Raw genomic sequence first — 14,449 nt, forward strand, 5'->3', positions numbered from 1 at the left:
AGCTGCAGCGCCGCGCGGTGAGTCGGTACGATTATAGAGTGCTGAACAGCGGAAAAATCCCCATCAGCAACGCGGCGAACATTATGCACAGGCATACCAGTACTGCCCACTTGAGGGTGAAGCGCTGGTGATCGCCAAATTCGATACCGGCCAACGCCACCAACAGGTAGGTCGACGGTACGAGCGGGCTGAGCAAGTGCACGGGTTGGCCAACGATGGAGGCACGCGCCATCTCCACGGCGGTGATGCCGTAATGACTGGCGGCTTCGGCCAGCACCGGGAGTACGCCGTAGTAGAACGCATCGTTGGACATGAAGAAGGTAAACGGCATGCTCACCAGTGCGGTGATCACCGCCAGGTAAGGGCCCATGGCATCGGGGATGACGGCCAGCAGGCTCTTGGACATCGCATCGACCATGCCCGTGCCGGAGAGGATGCCGGTGAAGATACCCGCGGCGAAGATCAGCCCGACCACTGCCAATACGCTGCCGGCGTGGGCGGCGACGCGGTCTTTCTGCATTTGCAGGCACGGGTAGTTGACGATCATCGCGATACTGAACGCCACCATGAACAGGACCGGCAATGGCAGCAGGCCGGCGATCAGGGTGCACATCAGGGCAAAAGTCAGCGCGCCGTTGAACCAGATCAGCTTCGGACGGCGGGCGTCAGGGTATTGCGACACGCTGATTTCGCTGTGGTCGATCTCGTCCCCTTGCAGGTGCAGTTCGCCCAGGCGTGCACGCTCGCGCTTGCCGTACATATAGGCGATCACCATGATCGCGATCACACCGGCGGCCATGGCCGGGATCATCGGAACGAAAATATCCGAAGGGTCCACATGCAGCGCGCTGGCGGCGCGGGCGGTCGGGCCACCCCAGGGCGTCATGTTCATCACGCCACCGGCGAGGATGATCAGGCCTGCCATGATCCGCGGGCTCATGCCGATGCGCTGGTACAGCGGCAGCATGGCGGCCACGCAGATCATGTAAGTGGTGGCGCCGTCACCGTCCAGCGACACGACCAGGGCCAGCACGGCGGTGCCCACGGAGACTTTCAGCGGGTCGCCCTTGACCATCTGGAGGATCTTGCGCACGGCCGGGTCGAACAGGCCGGAGTCGATCATCAGGGCAAAGTAGAGGATGGCGAACATCAGCATCACGCCGGTCGGCGCGAGTTTGGTGATGCCCGCGAGCATCATCGGACCGATCTCCGGCGCAAAGCCGCCGAACAGCGCGAACAGGATAGGCACGATGATCAAGGCGATCAGCGCGGACAGGCGCTTGGTCATGATCAGGAACATGAACGTGATGACCATGGCAAAGCCAAGGAAAGTCAGCATAGGAATACTCCAGGCGTAGCGCGGCTAGGGAATGGCGAACCGGGTGGGGTCAGCGCAGAACGAAAGGCACGTGGCTTACGGGTGGAGTCGGGGCGAACAGGCGGGTACGAGCGGACATCGGGAATCACCATTGTTGTTGTTAACAGCCGGTCTGTTGCCGGCAGTGGGGGCGATCCTAGACGGGGAAGCTTTCAGCCAGCTTTCGCTGGGCAAACAGTTGATGGAGGGTAGATACACGGTCGTCAGATTTACACAGCGCCAATGTGGGAGCTGGCAAGCCAGCTGCCACATTTGAAGGGTGTTTGCCGTGAAGCTGTCAGGGCAGTTCCAGGCCGCCCGCTGCTTTATGCAGCGCTCGCAAATGTTCGCCGACCTGCTTGAGGTTGGCTTCACAGGCGGCAATTTCAGCTGCTCGGGAAGGCTCCAGCAGCGCCCTCACCTCTTTATCCAGCTCGCCGGTGAGTGATTGCAGCTGTTTCTGACGCTCGGCGCTTTCCGACTCCAGGCGCTTGGACTCCGACGGTTGCGGCAGGCCGTAGCCGCCACTGCCGAGCAGTTCTGCCGGGCGGCTGAGGAAGCCACTGTTGGCGAGAATCTGTTGCAGCGTGGCGTTGGCTTTCTCCATGCCGCCATTCTTGAGTTCGCGGGCGCCGAGATAACGTTGTTTGACTTCGTCCTGGGCCAGCATCAATTGTTTGCGAAAGCTCGCTTGCTCCAGCAGCAACAGGGCGGCGCTGGTTCGCAGGTCAGCCTGGGCAAACCACTGGCGGCGCTCCTCGGCACTCAGTGACAACCAGTCTTCGACCTGGGTCTGCTTGATCGGCAGGTGCTTGCGCAGCACGTCGAACATCGCCTGGTAGCGTTCGCGGAAGGAGTCGAAGTGATACCCAAGGCGCATGGCCTCGCGTTTGTCATTCAACACGCTGGTATCGGCCAGGCCACGCGCCTGCAGCACTTCCAGCAGGCCGTTGGGCGTGATGTTGTCCAGGCCGGTCAGCTGCGGGTTGGCACTGCCACTGCGCAACAGTTTCAGGCTTTCGACCGCGCAGTTGTTGGACAGGAAATAGTAGTTGCCGTCATAACTCCAGTGCATTTCAGCGGCATGCTCGACGGTGTCGTTGATCTCTTGGCGGCTGAGTTTCAACGGTACGGAGGCCAGGCCACGCAGCTCGGTCTTGGTGTATTCGTCAATCACCTGGGCCAGCGGCAACACAAACAGGCGAGACGGATACTTGCCCACCAGGCCGTCCCAGCTCGAGAGCTGTACGTCACCCACGAAGGCCCGGTAGGACAGCACCAAATGCTGGTCCAGGTCGAGCCGGCAATCCGGGCCACGCGGGCGGCCGGGCGCGCAGATCACCAGGCGCAGCATGCTGTGCCCCCAGCGGCTCACCAGGTTCTGGTTGGCTTCGGCCAGCAGGTAGTCGATTTCGTAGACCCGTTCCGGATCAACCTGGCCCAGTGGGGTCTTGGCAAAATCGTTGCCAGCGTTGAGAAAAGCGTAGGTCTTGGCGCAGGTGTCCTGTTCGGGTGGCGCCCAGCCGAAGTGTTCCTTGTAATAGCGGAACAGCGCGGGGCGCCGGCAGGCGTAGCTTGGGTCGAGGAGGAAGTACTCCATGTTGACCGCGACGAATTCCAGCGGGCTGGTGGTTTCGTAGATGTCCGGGCTGCGCGCGACCTGGCGGTTGTGCTGTTCGCGTTCGCCGCGACGGCCGACGTATTGCGGCCAGCCGGCGAGATCCAGCAGGCGCGGGTCATCGCTGAGGGTGAAGCGCCGGTCATTCTGGCCCCGGCATTGATCCGGCAGGCCGATCAGGCCGGTGATGTTGTTCTGGCGGCTGCAACGCTGGATCAGCGCGCGCTCGTCCTTGGACCACAGGCGCGCACGGTCATAGATGTGGGTGAGTTCATGCAGCACGGTGGCGAGCATTTCCCGGCGCACAGTGCCGTGGGGGCGGTTGGTTTTCTGGGTGGCGGCGCTGCCGTCGGTCAGGCTGGCGAGCAGGTTGCGGTTGAGGTCCAGCTCGGACACCAGGGAGGCCTGGCCGTAGGCGTTTTCGGGCATCTTGTCGGTCCAGCCGACATCGATGCGCCGGTCCAGCTGCTCGATAAAACGTGGCGGCAAGGAGCGCATCGCTTCATCGAGCAATGCCTGGCTGGCCTGCTGTTCGGCTGGGCTCAAGCCATCGGTCTTGAGCTGCAGTTGCAGGCTGGCCTGGGCTGCGCTGGCACACAGCAGCACAGCCCCGGCCAGGAGCCAGGCGGCGAGTCGCCTCACAGTGCGAGGATAGCTTCGGCGAGGGTCTGGTCACTGGCATCGCGGGCTTCCGGCACGCGGGTTCGCAGGGTGTCGAACGCCGCTTCCAGCTGCGCGCCGCGAATCTCGCCGTTGGTGGCGACGAAACTTGCCGCGTCATCGTGGGCTTCACGCACGACTTTGGAGTCGCGGATGGAGGTGGTGGTGTCCGACGTGAAATCAATGGTGCGGCCAGAGGCGCGAACAATGATGTTACTGGTGGCCACCAGGGTATGCGCCTGGGCAACGTCGGCCAACAACAGCAGGCCAAGGGTGGCGGCGATCAGCGGGCTACGCATGGAATGACTCCGAAATACAAAGATGATTATTGGACGAGAATTGCTTGCGCCAGTTCAAGGTCGCTGGCGTTAAGTTTTGGCTGGGCGCGGCGCAGATAATTCAGCGCTGATTCCAGGCGTGCCCCCCGCCATTGGCCGTCAGTGGCGATGAAAGCGGCTGCATCATCCTGGGCGGCCATGACTACTTTTCTGTCGAAGGGCGCAGAGGTCACCTTGCTGGTGGCGTAGGCGCTCGCGACGGTGCTCTGGGTGGTCAGGTCAAAGGCCGAGGCCATTGGCGACCAACCGATGGAAAACAACACAGGGACTATTAACAGGCGGTATGAAAAAGCCATGGGACTCGACAACTGAAAACGAGCGCCAAGGCTAGCGCAATGCCCGGGCGAGAGCCAGTACGGCGGCACCAAGGAGCGTCGGGCGCTCCCTGTGTCAGCTTAATCAGATAGCCAGGATGGCCTGGGCCAGTTGTGCGTCAGTCGCGGTATTCAATTGCGGGGCTTGTTGGCGGATCTGGGCCAGGGCGCTCTCCAGCTTCACGCCACGGATGGCGCCTTCACTGGCAACAAAGCTGGCGGCGTCGTCGCGGGCGGCGCGCACGACCTTGTTGTCGCGCAGGGACGAAGTGGCATCGGAGCTGGCATCCGAGGTGGCCTTCAGTGCACCGACGATGGAGTCGGTGGTCACGATGAAGCTGGTCGCGTTGGCGTTGGCAGCCAGGGCCAACAGGGCAGCAGCACTCAGCAGGCGAAGACGGGACATGGGGTGACTCCTGTAGATGAACGAATAAAGTGGCGCAGGACAGCTGTTGGGATCAGACGCCCGTCCTAAAGGGTTCGCCACGTGGTGAGCGGATATTAAGCCGCCGTTTATCCGTTCGGGTAGCGTCTTGACTGCCTAGTCACGCCAGAACGGCTTGGAGAGCTCGGCCATTCGGTCTCCATGGCTGATGCCGGAGTCGGACAGTTCACGAGGATCGAGTTGGGCCAGTTGGCGTCTTTCGTATGCGTGACGCGCCCACTTGGTCAGTACGCAGGCGGTACGGCGTAATAGATGCTTACAAAGAGAGGTGCGCGTAGCCATGGTGGGTGCCTTTGATGAGGTCCTGGAACACCATGTTGGGCGAGAGGCTGTGACCGATACAGATACACCAAGACTAAATTGTACTGCTTAATTGTTATAATTATTAAACTGTACCTGTCCCTGCAAAGGCCTTCTGTTTTAGCGCCTCAAAACGGGAATCCCGGAAACAACAAAGCCCGCCTCCGGTTACCCGGGGCGGGCTTTGTTTTGACAAATCAGAGTGCTGGCAGTGGACCCGTGGGGTCAGGGCCAGCGGGCGCCAATCAGCGCCAGAACGGCTTGCTCAGCTCTTCGTAGCGTTGAGCTTCGCTGATACCGGCGTCAGCCAGCAGACGCGAATCCAGACGAGCCAGTTGGTGGCGGCTGGAGATGCGGCGCTGCCACAACATCAGGTTGGCGAGAACGCGCAAAGGCAGGGAGGCCTGGGTGTTTACAGCTTTTTCTTCGAAGAACAGTTCGGAACTGAGTGTACGTTCCATGATGACATCCTTCCGCTTGTGGCGGGATTAGGTAGTGGTTTAACTGATGCCAATGATCCTCCTCCGGCGCAAGACTCTCTAGATACAGTTCACCTGTATTGTGAGGGGCCAGTTAACTGTTTAAGGGTGCTGTACTGTACGGAAATGGGGCAACTGTACCTGTCCGCACCGAAATAGTGCGAAATTGGCAGTTTCGTCGATAATCGTAGGAGATTTCGGTAGGAAATGACCGGTACAGCAGTACAGTTTTTTCAAAAAAGGTCGGTCGGTTCATCGAGCTGATGAAACTGTGTTTGCATCAGCTCGAATCTGTATCAATCAAGCCTTGAGCATATGTCCGGTTTCTTCGAGGTTGATGTGCCAACTCAGTGCTTCGCGCAGGATGTGCGGCGTGTGGCCACCGATGGCGCAGGCGGATTCGAAGTAACTGTTCAGCGCATCGCGATAGGCCGGATGCACGCAATTGTCGATGATCACCCGCGCGCGCTCGCGGGGCGCGAGGCCACGCAGGTCGGCGAGCCCGACCTCGGTTACCAGGATATCGACGTCGTGCTCGGTGTGGTCCACGTGACTGACCATCGGCACCACGCTGGAAATCGCGCCGCCCTTGGCAATCGACTTGGTGACGAAAATCGCCAGGTGCGCGTTGCGCGCGAAATCCCCGGAGCCGCCAATGCCGTTCATCATCCGCGTGCCGCAGACGTGGGTGGAGTTGACGTTGCCGTAGATATCGAACTCCAGCGCCGTGTTGATGCCGATGATGCCCAGGCGCCGTACCACTTCCGGGTGGTTGGAGATTTCCTGCGGGCGCAGCACCAGTTTGTCCTTGTAGTGTTCCAGGTTGCCGAACACATCGGCATTGCGCCGCTCCGACAGCGTGATCGAACTGCCCGAGGCAAAACTCAGCTTGCCGGCGTCGATCAGGTCGAACGTCGAGTCCTGCAACACTTCCGAATACATGGTCAGGTCTTCGAATGGCGACTCGATCAGGCCGCACATCACCGCGTTGGCGATGTTGCCGATCCCGGCCTGCAGCGGGCCAAGCTTGTTGGTCATGCGACCGGCGTCCACTTCCTGCTTCAGGAAGTTGATCAGGTGATTGGCGATACCCTGGGTGTCGGCATCAGGCGGGGTTACCGTTGAGGCGGAGTCGGCCTGGTTGGTGATCACAATCGCGACGATCTTTTCCGGCGGGATCGGGATCGCCGTGCTGCCGATACGGTCGTCGACCTTGACCAATGGAATCGGGGTGCGGGTAGGCCGGTACGTCGGGATATAAATGTCGTGCAACCCTTCCAGGTTCGGGTTGTGTGCCAGGTTGATCTCGACAATTACTTGCTTGGCGAAAATCGCGAAGCTGGCCGAGTTGCCGACCGACGTGGTGGGCACTATATGCCCTTGTTCGGTGATCGCGACGGCTTCGATCACGGCGATGTCCGGCAGCTTGAGCTGGTTGTTGCGCAGTTGCTCGACGGTTTCTGACAGATGCTGGTCGATAAACATCACCTGGCCGGCGTTGATCGCCTTGCGCAGGGTGCTGTCGACCTGGAACGGCATGCGTCGCGACAGCACGCCGGCCTCGGTCAGTTGCTTGTCCAGGTCATTGCCCAGGCTGGCGCCGGTCATCAGGGTGATTTTCAGCGGCGAAGTCTTGGCGCGTTCGGCCAGGGCGTGGGGGACGGCCTTGGCTTCACCGGCGCGGGTGAAGCCGCTCATGCCGACGGTCATGCCGTCCTCGATCAGTGCGGCGGCGTCTGCCGCGCTCATGACCTTGTTCAACAACGAAGGCAAGCGGATACGATCACGGTACATGAATTGTTATCTCAGGCTACGGAAGCAAGGTGGGCAGTGTAGTGATTTCAAAAAATTTCGGCCCGCTACCATGGTCGAATGCCAGGCGGCGATTTAGAGCCTTTGGTCGGGTTTCATGTGAGTGCGCAAAGCGGGACGCAGAGCATCCCTGACTGCATTCCCACGCAGGGCATTGGAACGAAAAAACCCCAGCCTACGGGAGGCCAGGGTTTCGGGTATTGCGCTGGCGCAGTGTTATTCGACGGCTTTAACCATGTCTTCGATGACCTTCTTGGCATCACCAAAGACCATCATGGTCTTGTCCAGATAGAACAACTCGTTGTCCAGGCCGGCGTAACCACTGGCCATCGAGCGCTTGTTGACGATGATGGTCTTGGCCTTGAACGCTTCCAGGATCGGCATGCCAGCAATCGGCGAGTTCGGATCGTTCTTGGCGGCCGGGTTGACCACGTCGTTCGCGCCGAGCACCAGCACCACGTCGGCCTGGCCGAACTCGGAGTTGATGTCTTCCATTTCGAACACCTGGTCGTAAGGCACTTCGGCCTCGGCGAGCAGTACGTTCATGTGGCCAGGCATGCGGCCTGCCACCGGGTGGATCGCGTACTTCACAGTCACGCCATGGTGGGTGAGCTTCTCGGTCAGCTCCTTGAGCGCGTGTTGTGCCCGGGCCACCGCCAGGCCGTAGCCTGGAACGATGATCACCGTGTCGGCGTTGGTCAGCAGGAAAGTCGCGTCATCGGCCGAGCCGGACTTCACTGGGCGCGCTTCTTTAGTACCGGCTGCAGCACCGGCATCCGGCGCATTGCCGAAACCACCGAGCAGTACATTAAAGAAGGAGCGGTTCATCGCCTTGCACATGATGTACGACAGGATCGCGCCGGACGAACCTACCAGCGAGCCGGCGATGATCAGCATCGAGTTGTTCAGCGAGAAGCCGATCCCCGCCGCTGCCCAGCCGGAATAGCTGTTGAGCATCGACACCACGACCGGCATGTCCGCGCCGCCGATCGGGATGATGATCAGCACGCCCAGCACGAACGCAAGGGCCAGCATCAGGGCGAAGGCGCTGAGGTTGCCGGTGAACATGAACGCCAGGCCCAGGCCGAGGGTCAACAGGCCGAGCACCAAGTTCAGCTTGTGCTGGCCGCCGAACTGTACCGGTGCGCCCTGGAAGAGGCGGAACTTGTACTTGCCCGAAAGCTTACCGAACGCAATCACCGAACCGGAAAAGGTGATTGCACCGATGGCTGCGCCGAGGAACAGCTCCAGACGGTTACCCGCCGGGATCGAGTCGCCCAGGTGTTTGACGATGCCCAGGGATTGCGGTTCGACCACGGCAGCAATCGCGATAAACACCGCGGCCAGGCCGATCATGCTGTGCATGAACGCCACCAGCTCCGGCATCTTGGTCATTTCCACGCGCTTGGCCATGATCGAGCCAGCGGTGCCGCCGACCAGCAAGCCAACGATCACGTAGCCGATACCGGCAGTGGCCAGCTCAGCACCGAGCTTATAGATGAGGCCCACGGTGGTGAGTACTGCCAGCGCCATGCCAAGCATGCCGAACAGGTTGCCCCGCCGAGAGGTGGTTGGGTGTGACAAGCCCTTGAGGGCCTGGATAAAGCAGATCGACGCGATCAGGTAGAGCGTCGTGACGAGATTCATGCTCATTACTTCGGCGCCTCTTCTTTTACTTTCGGGGCTTTCTTCTTGAACATCTCCAGCATCCTGCGCGTTACGAGGAAACCGCCGAACACGTTAACGGCTGCCAAGGCCACGGCCAACGTGCCCATGGTCTTGCCCAGCGGGGTTACGGTCAGCGCGGCAGCAAGCATGGCGCCGACGATCACGATCGCCGAAATCGCGTTGGTCACGGCCATCAGCGGGGTATGCAAGGCCGGGGTGACGTTCCAGACCACGTGGTAACCGACATAAATCGCCAGCACAAAGATGATCAGGTTGTAGATACCGGGGGAGATAAGCTCTTCCATCGTCTGAATCCCTGTTAGGCGTTTTTGCGGATGACTTGGCCGTCGCGGCACATCAGGCACGCGGCGACGATGTCGTCTTCGAGGTTGATTTCAAACTGCCCTTCCTTAGTGAAGACCAGCTTCAGGAAGTCCAGCAGGTTGCGTGCGTACAAGGCAGACGCATCGGCGGCGACGGCACCGGCGAGGTTGGTCGGGCCACAGATGATCACGCCGTTCTCGACCACGACCTGATCGGCGACCGTCAGCGGGCAGTTGCCGCCCTGGGCCGCCGCGAGGTCGATGACAACTGAGCCGGGTTTCATCTGCGCGACGGTTTCGGCGCTGAGCAAGGTCGGCGCCTTGCGGCCGGGGATCAGCGCGGTGGTAATGACGATGTCGGCCTGCTTGGCGCGCTCGTGCACGGCCAAGGCTTGGCGCTGCATCCAGCTGGTGGGCATGGGGCGGGCGTAACCGCCGACGCCGACGGCGCATTCGCGTTCTTCATCGGTTTCGTAAGGCACGTCGACGAACTTGGCACCGAGGGATTCGATCTGCTCTTTCACCGCCGGGCGTACGTCGGATGCTTCGATCACCGCACCCAGGCGTTTCGCCGTGGCGATGGCCTGCAGGCCTGCGACACCAGCGCCGAGGATCAACACGCGTGCGGCTTTTACCGTACCGGCGGCCGTCATCAGCATCGGCATAAAGCGCGGGTAGTGATGGGCGGCGAGCAAGACGGCCTTGTAACCGGCAATGTTGGCCTGGGACGACAGCACGTCGAGGCTCTGAGCCCGTGAGGTACGCGGCGCGGCTTCCAGTGCAAAGGCAGTGATGCCCTGCCCGGCCAGCTTGGCGATGGTTTCGTTGCTGAACGGATTGAGCATGCCCACCAACACGGTGCCGCTTTTGATCAGCGCCAGTTCGCTATCGCTGGGAGCCACCACCTTGAGAATCAGCTCGGCGCCAAACGCATCGCCGACGCTGCCAATGGTTGCGCCTGCCGTTTCATAGGCACTGTCGACGATGCTGGCGTTGAGGCCTGCACCGCTTTGAACAGTGACCTTATGGCCCTGGCCGATCAGCTTCTTGATGGTTTCCGGGGTGGCAGCCACCCGCGTTTCACCGGTCTGGGTTTCGAGAGGAACACCAATGTGCACGTCAAATCTCCTGCATGATCTTTTTGCTTTTGATCTTTTTGTAAAAAGGCCAGTGCACCGTGAGTGGCGCAGCTGGGGCGGCCGATCAGCACGATCCCGCTGAAATGACAGCGGGGCGCGGCATTTTGCAGGCGAACTTTACGGCCTTCAAGGGATTATGACGGGTGACGAAAAATTAACTACAAGTCACCCTGTGACTGATTGTCGCAATGCGCCTTAATAACCTCTTTAAATACAGGTGTTTAAAGGGGTGCAGGCATTTGTTGGGACTTTTTCGATGGCCTGTGTGAATAGTCAGGTATGAGCCCGCGATAGTCGCCACAAGCCATGAAAATCATGGCTTTGAGCCTTGTTTTTGGCAGAACCGTACAGTCTGCTTAAAAGCGACATATACGTATATCTGTAGGTCTTTAAATTAATTGACTACAAAGTCAGCTATGGGCTTTAGGCCTTTAAAGACTTGGGCTGTAGCGTTGTGACTGATCGACTAACCAGTCCCTGAATGCATGCAACGATGCGGATTCGACTTTTCTTTCCGGAATCATCAAGTAATAAGCCTTCGAGCTACTCAGGGCCTCAGGGCTCGCGATCACTAGATGCTGCTCTTTCAGCTCGCGCTGGATAAGGAAAGGCGGGATCAGCGCGATACCCATGTCATGCATGGCTGCCTGCGACAACATCGAGAATAGCTCGTAACGCGGTCCTGTCATGTCGCGGGGTATGTTCAGTTGTTGCGCGTTGAACCACTGCCGCCAGGCATAGGGTCTAGTGGTCTGCTGCAGCAATGGCAGTTCTGCGATCTCCTGGGGGCTGAAATGTGTGCGATGGCCCATCAGGCGCGGGCTGCACACGGGGACAGGGTTTTCTCCCATCAGTCTGTGGGATTCGGTACCCGACCAGTCAGCATCTCCAAAGTAGATCGCAGCGTCGAATTCGGTGTCGGCAAACAGAAAGGGGCGCGTGCGGTTAGTCAGGTTAACCGTGACTTCCGGGTGTTGGCGTTGGAAATCCTTGAGGCGCGGTATCAGCCACTGAGTGCCAAAGGTGGGCACCACGGCCAGCTCGATGACATTGGCGCCCTGCTGGCCCATCACTGACAAGGTGTCGCGCTCCACAGCATCCAGCTGCGTGGCGACGCGGCGGCTGTACGAAAGCCCTGCCTCCGTCAGTTTGACCCCGCGTCGAGAGCGTCGAAACAGCTCGACACTTAAAAACTCCTCAAGGCTGGCAATCTGTCGGCAGATGGCGCCTTGGGTGATGGAAAGTTCGTGCGCCGCCTTGGTGAAGCTCTCGTGCCGGGCTGCGGCCTCAAAACTGACCAGTGCGGTGGTGCTGGGTATTTTTCTGCGCATGTACCTAGTCCTCACTTATAAAGTGCCTCTGCGCCCTTCTTGGCTGCTTCGGAGTGAGAAATTAGCACAACCCTATGCATAAACCTCGTTTGCCCTAAGCGTTCGCTCGGCCTAGGCTCCATGCACGACTTCTGATTTTCCCTGCGAGGACTCATTCATGGCTGGTAAGGCAAGCTTCAACTGGATCGATCCACTGCTGCTGGATCAACAGCTCACCGAAGAAGAGCGCATGGTGCGTGACAGTGCTGAGCAATTCGCCCAGGACAAGTTGGCGCCCCGCGTACTCGAAGCCTTCCGCCATGAAAAGACCGACCCTGCGATCTTCCGCGAGATGGGCGAAACCGGCCTGTTGGGCGCGATGATTCCCGAGCAGTACGGTGGCAGTGGCTTGAACTACGTCAGCTACGGGTTGATTGCTCGCGAAGTCGAGCGGGTCGACTCCGGGTATCGCTCGATGATGAGTGTGCAATCCTCACTGGTCATGGTGCCGATCAATGAGTTCGGTACCGAGGCACAAAAACAGAAGTATCTGCCGAAGCTGGCCTCCGGCGAATGGATCGGCTGCTTTGGTCTGACAGAGCCTAACCACGGTTCTGACCCAGGCGCGATGATTACCCGTGCACGCAAGGTGGACGGCGGCTACAGCCTGACCGGCGCCAAGATGTGGATCACCAATAGCCCGATCGCCGATGTGTTTGTGGTGTGGGGCAAGGACGACGCCGGCGATATTCGTGGGTTCGTCCTGGAAAAGGGCTGGAAAGGTCTCAGCGCTCCTGCGATTCACGGCAAGGTCGGGCTGCGGGCATCCATCACCGGCGAGATCGTCATGGACAACGTGTTTGTGCCGGAAGAGAACATCTTCCCGGATGTGCGCGGATTGAAGGGGCCTTTCACGTGCCTGAACTCTGCACGCTATGGCATCTCGTGGGGCGCGCTGGGGGCTGCCGAGTTCTGCTGGCACACCGCGCGCCAATACACCCTGGATCGTCAGCAGTTCGGCCGACCGTTGGCGGCCACGCAATTGATCCAGAAGAAGCTGGCCGACATGCAGACCGAAATCACGCTGGCCCTGCAAGGGTGCCTGCGGCTGGGGCGGATGAAGGATGAAGGCACTGCGGCGGTCGAGATCACTTCGATCATGAAGCGCAATTCGTGCGGCAAGTCCCTGGACATCGCCCGCATGGCGCGGGACATGTTGGGCGGTAACGGCATCTCCGATGAATTTGGTGTGGCGCGGCACCTGGTCAACCTGGAGGTGGTGAACACCTACGAAGGTACCCATGATGTGCACGCCTTGATTCTGGGGCGCGCGCAAACCGGTCTCCAGGCTTTCTATTAATAGGAGCATGGGCATGGGCGCGCTTTCGCATTTGCGGGTACTGGATTTATCACGAGTACTGGCAGGCCCCTGGGCCGGGCAGATCCTTGCGGACCTTGGGGCCGAGGTGATCAAGGTCGAGCGGCCAGGTAATGGGGACGACACGCGCGCGTGGGGGCCGCCCTTCCTTAAGGATGCCTATGGTGAAAACACCAGTGAGGCGGCGTACTACCTGGCTGCCAATCGCAACAAGGAGTCGGTGACCATCGACTTCACGCAGCCGGATGGGCAGAAGCTGGTGCGTGACCTGGCTGCCAAGTCCGACATCCTGATCGAGAATTTCAAGGTCGGCGGGCTGGCGGCGTACGGGCTGGACTATGCGTCGCTCAAGGAGATCAATCCGGAGCTGATCTATTGCTCGATTACGGGCTTTGGCCAGACGGGCCCCTATGCGTCTCGCGCCGGTTATGACTTCATGATCCAGGGCCTGGGTGGGCTGATGAGCCTGACGGGTCGGCCTGAGGGTGATGAAGGCGCTGGGCCGGTGAAGGTGGGTGTGGCGTTGACCGACATTCTCACGGGGCTCTACTCCACGGTGGCGATCCTCGCAGCGCTGGCTCACCGGGATCATGACGGCGGCGGCCAGCATATCGATATGGCGTTGCTGGATGTGCAGGTGGCTTGCCTGGCTAACCAGGCCATGAATTACCTGACGACGGGGGTGTCGCCCAAGCGCCTTGGCAATGCTCATCCGAATATCGTGCCTTACCAGGATTTTCCTACGGCTGATGGGGACTTCATCCTGACGGTAGGTAATGACGGCCAGTTTCGTAAGTTTGCGGACGTGGCAGGGCGGCCGCAGTGGGCGGACGATCCGCGTTTCGCGACTAACACGATGCGAGTGGCTAATCGCGCAGAGCTGATTCCGTTGATTCGCCAGGTTACGGTCTTCAAGACCACGGCCGAGTGGGTGTCATTGTTAGAGCAGGTAGGTGTGCCGTGTGGGCCTATTAATGATTTGGCCCAGGTGTTTGCCGACCCTCAGGTCCAGGCGCGTGGATTGGCGATTGCCCTGCCCCATGCCTTGGCGGGGATGGTGCCTCAGGTTGCCAGTCCAATCCGGTTATCCAAGACGCCTGTCGAGTACCGAAGCGCGCCCCCTCTATTAGGAGAGCATACGGCGCAGGTGTTGAGGGATGTATTGGGATTGGGGGTGGTGAATATCGCGGCGTTGAAGGAGGCAGGCGTTATCTAGGGGCGTCCCTTCTATATATAGAGGCCGAGGGTTGCTTTATTGATGGTTTTTTAACCAATCATAACTAATTGATAGAAAAGCAAAATTAAGGG

The 14,449-nt window shown here is 59.9% G+C and carries 14 protein-coding genes; 2 read left to right on the forward strand and 12 right to left on the reverse strand.

Features of this window, described 5'->3' with window-relative positions; genetic code table 11:
- Nucleotides 1–31: 31 nt before the first annotated feature.
- The 12 genes from JFU04_RS30080 to JFU04_RS30135 all read right to left on the reverse strand — a co-directional run bounded on the left by JFU04_RS30080 (nucleotide 32) and on the right by JFU04_RS30135 (nucleotide 11,784).
- The gene (locus tag JFU04_RS30080; RefSeq protein ID WP_201146274.1) at nucleotides 32–1,339 is read right to left on the reverse strand and encodes a CitMHS family transporter; all 1,308 of its coding nucleotides are present in this window, start codon (nucleotides 1,337–1,339) and stop codon (nucleotides 32–34) included.
- Between the two features lie 316 nt (nucleotides 1,340–1,655).
- Nucleotides 1,656–3,617 (reverse strand): DUF7844 domain-containing protein, encoded by a 1,962-nt coding sequence (locus tag JFU04_RS30085; protein ID WP_065902860.1) that lies wholly within the window; start codon nucleotides 3,615–3,617, stop codon nucleotides 1,656–1,658.
- Complete coding sequence (locus tag JFU04_RS30090) at nucleotides 3,614–3,934, reverse strand: DUF2388 domain-containing protein (protein WP_065902866.1); 321 nt, start codon at nucleotides 3,932–3,934, stop codon at nucleotides 3,614–3,616. The genes JFU04_RS30085 and JFU04_RS30090 overlap by 4 nt, the downstream gene beginning before the upstream one ends.
- Nucleotides 3,935–3,960: 26 nt before the next feature.
- A complete protein-coding gene (locus JFU04_RS30095) occupies nucleotides 3,961–4,269 on the reverse strand; it encodes a DUF2388 domain-containing protein (RefSeq protein ID WP_065902868.1) in 309 nt (102 codons plus the stop codon).
- 103 nt (nucleotides 4,270–4,372) lie between these two features.
- Nucleotides 4,373–4,693 (reverse strand): DUF2388 domain-containing protein, encoded by a 321-nt coding sequence (locus tag JFU04_RS30100; protein ID WP_025854295.1) that lies wholly within the window; start codon nucleotides 4,691–4,693, stop codon nucleotides 4,373–4,375.
- Nucleotides 4,694–4,828: 135 nt separating this feature from the next.
- Nucleotides 4,829–5,014: a DUF1127 domain-containing protein gene (locus JFU04_RS30105; RefSeq protein ID WP_106805523.1), complete on the reverse strand. Its 186-nt coding sequence runs from the start codon at nucleotides 5,012–5,014 to the stop codon at nucleotides 4,829–4,831.
- A gap of 263 nt (nucleotides 5,015–5,277) precedes the next feature.
- Nucleotides 5,278–5,493: a DUF1127 domain-containing protein gene (locus JFU04_RS30110; RefSeq protein ID WP_003187413.1), complete on the reverse strand. Its 216-nt coding sequence runs from the start codon at nucleotides 5,491–5,493 to the stop codon at nucleotides 5,278–5,280.
- Between the two features lie 318 nt (nucleotides 5,494–5,811).
- A complete protein-coding gene (locus JFU04_RS30115) occupies nucleotides 5,812–7,305 on the reverse strand; it encodes an acetyl-CoA hydrolase/transferase family protein (RefSeq protein ID WP_065902871.1) in 1,494 nt (497 codons plus the stop codon).
- A gap of 234 nt (nucleotides 7,306–7,539) precedes the next feature.
- Entirely contained in the window at nucleotides 7,540–8,976 is a 1,437-nt protein-coding gene (locus JFU04_RS30120; protein WP_201146275.1) for an NAD(P)(+) transhydrogenase (Re/Si-specific) subunit beta, read from the reverse strand.
- Nucleotides 8,976–9,296, reverse strand: a complete 321-nt coding sequence (locus tag JFU04_RS30125; protein ID WP_003187417.1) for an NAD(P) transhydrogenase subunit alpha — start codon at nucleotides 9,294–9,296, stop codon at nucleotides 8,976–8,978. The genes JFU04_RS30120 and JFU04_RS30125 overlap by 1 nt, the downstream gene beginning before the upstream one ends.
- A 14-nt stretch (nucleotides 9,297–9,310) precedes the next feature.
- On the reverse strand, nucleotides 9,311–10,432 hold the full coding sequence (locus JFU04_RS30130; RefSeq protein ID WP_201146276.1) for a Re/Si-specific NAD(P)(+) transhydrogenase subunit alpha: 1,122 nt from the start codon (nucleotides 10,430–10,432) through the stop codon (nucleotides 9,311–9,313).
- Nucleotides 10,433–10,884: 452 nt separating this feature from the next.
- Nucleotides 10,885–11,784: a LysR family transcriptional regulator gene (locus JFU04_RS30135; RefSeq protein ID WP_065902881.1), complete on the reverse strand. Its 900-nt coding sequence runs from the start codon at nucleotides 11,782–11,784 to the stop codon at nucleotides 10,885–10,887.
- Between the two features lie 157 nt (nucleotides 11,785–11,941).
- Here JFU04_RS30135 and JFU04_RS30140 point away from each other — a divergent pair, with 157 nt between their 5' ends.
- Nucleotides 11,942–13,123: an acyl-CoA dehydrogenase gene (locus tag JFU04_RS30140; protein WP_003187423.1), complete on the forward strand. Its 1,182-nt coding sequence runs from the start codon at nucleotides 11,942–11,944 to the stop codon at nucleotides 13,121–13,123.
- A 13-nt stretch (nucleotides 13,124–13,136) separates the two neighbouring features.
- Complete coding sequence (locus tag JFU04_RS30145; RefSeq protein WP_201146278.1) at nucleotides 13,137–14,357, forward strand: CaiB/BaiF CoA transferase family protein; 1,221 nt, start codon at nucleotides 13,137–13,139, stop codon at nucleotides 14,355–14,357.
- The last annotated feature ends 92 nt before the right edge of the window (nucleotides 14,358–14,449 follow it).

Source organism: Pseudomonas sp. TH21 (assembly GCF_016651025.1).
Lineage (GTDB): Bacteria > Pseudomonadota > Gammaproteobacteria > Pseudomonadales > Pseudomonadaceae > Aquipseudomonas > Aquipseudomonas aylmerensis.

Coding starts and splice junctions, on each gene's coding strand:
- JFU04_RS30080 (WP_201146274.1), bottom strand. CDS start 1,339: ATGCTGACTTTCCTTGGCTTTGCCATGGTCATCACGTTCATGTTCCTG.
- JFU04_RS30090 (WP_065902866.1), bottom strand. CDS start 3,934: ATGCGTAGCCCGCTGATCGCCGCCACCCTTGGCCTGCTGTTGTTGGCC.
- JFU04_RS30095 (WP_065902868.1), bottom strand. CDS start 4,269: ATGGCTTTTTCATACCGCCTGTTAATAGTCCCTGTGTTGTTTTCCATC.
- JFU04_RS30100 (WP_025854295.1), bottom strand. CDS start 4,693: ATGTCCCGTCTTCGCCTGCTGAGTGCTGCTGCCCTGTTGGCCCTGGCT.
- JFU04_RS30105 (WP_106805523.1), bottom strand. CDS start 5,014: ATGGCTACGCGCACCTCTCTTTGTAAGCATCTATTACGCCGTACCGCC.
- JFU04_RS30110 (WP_003187413.1), bottom strand. CDS start 5,493: ATGGAACGTACACTCAGTTCCGAACTGTTCTTCGAAGAAAAAGCTGTA.
- JFU04_RS30115 (WP_065902871.1), bottom strand. CDS start 7,305: ATGTACCGTGATCGTATCCGCTTGCCTTCGTTGTTGAACAAGGTCATG.
- JFU04_RS30120 (WP_201146275.1), bottom strand. CDS start 8,976: ATGAGCATGAATCTCGTCACGACGCTCTACCTGATCGCGTCGATCTGC.
- JFU04_RS30125 (WP_003187417.1), bottom strand. CDS start 9,296: ATGGAAGAGCTTATCTCCCCCGGTATCTACAACCTGATCATCTTTGTG.
- JFU04_RS30135 (WP_065902881.1), bottom strand. CDS start 11,784: ATGCGCAGAAAAATACCCAGCACCACCGCACTGGTCAGTTTTGAGGCC.
- JFU04_RS30140 (WP_003187423.1), top strand. CDS start 11,942: ATGGCTGGTAAGGCAAGCTTCAACTGGATCGATCCACTGCTGCTGGAT.
- JFU04_RS30145 (WP_201146278.1), top strand. CDS start 13,137: ATGGGCGCGCTTTCGCATTTGCGGGTACTGGATTTATCACGAGTACTG.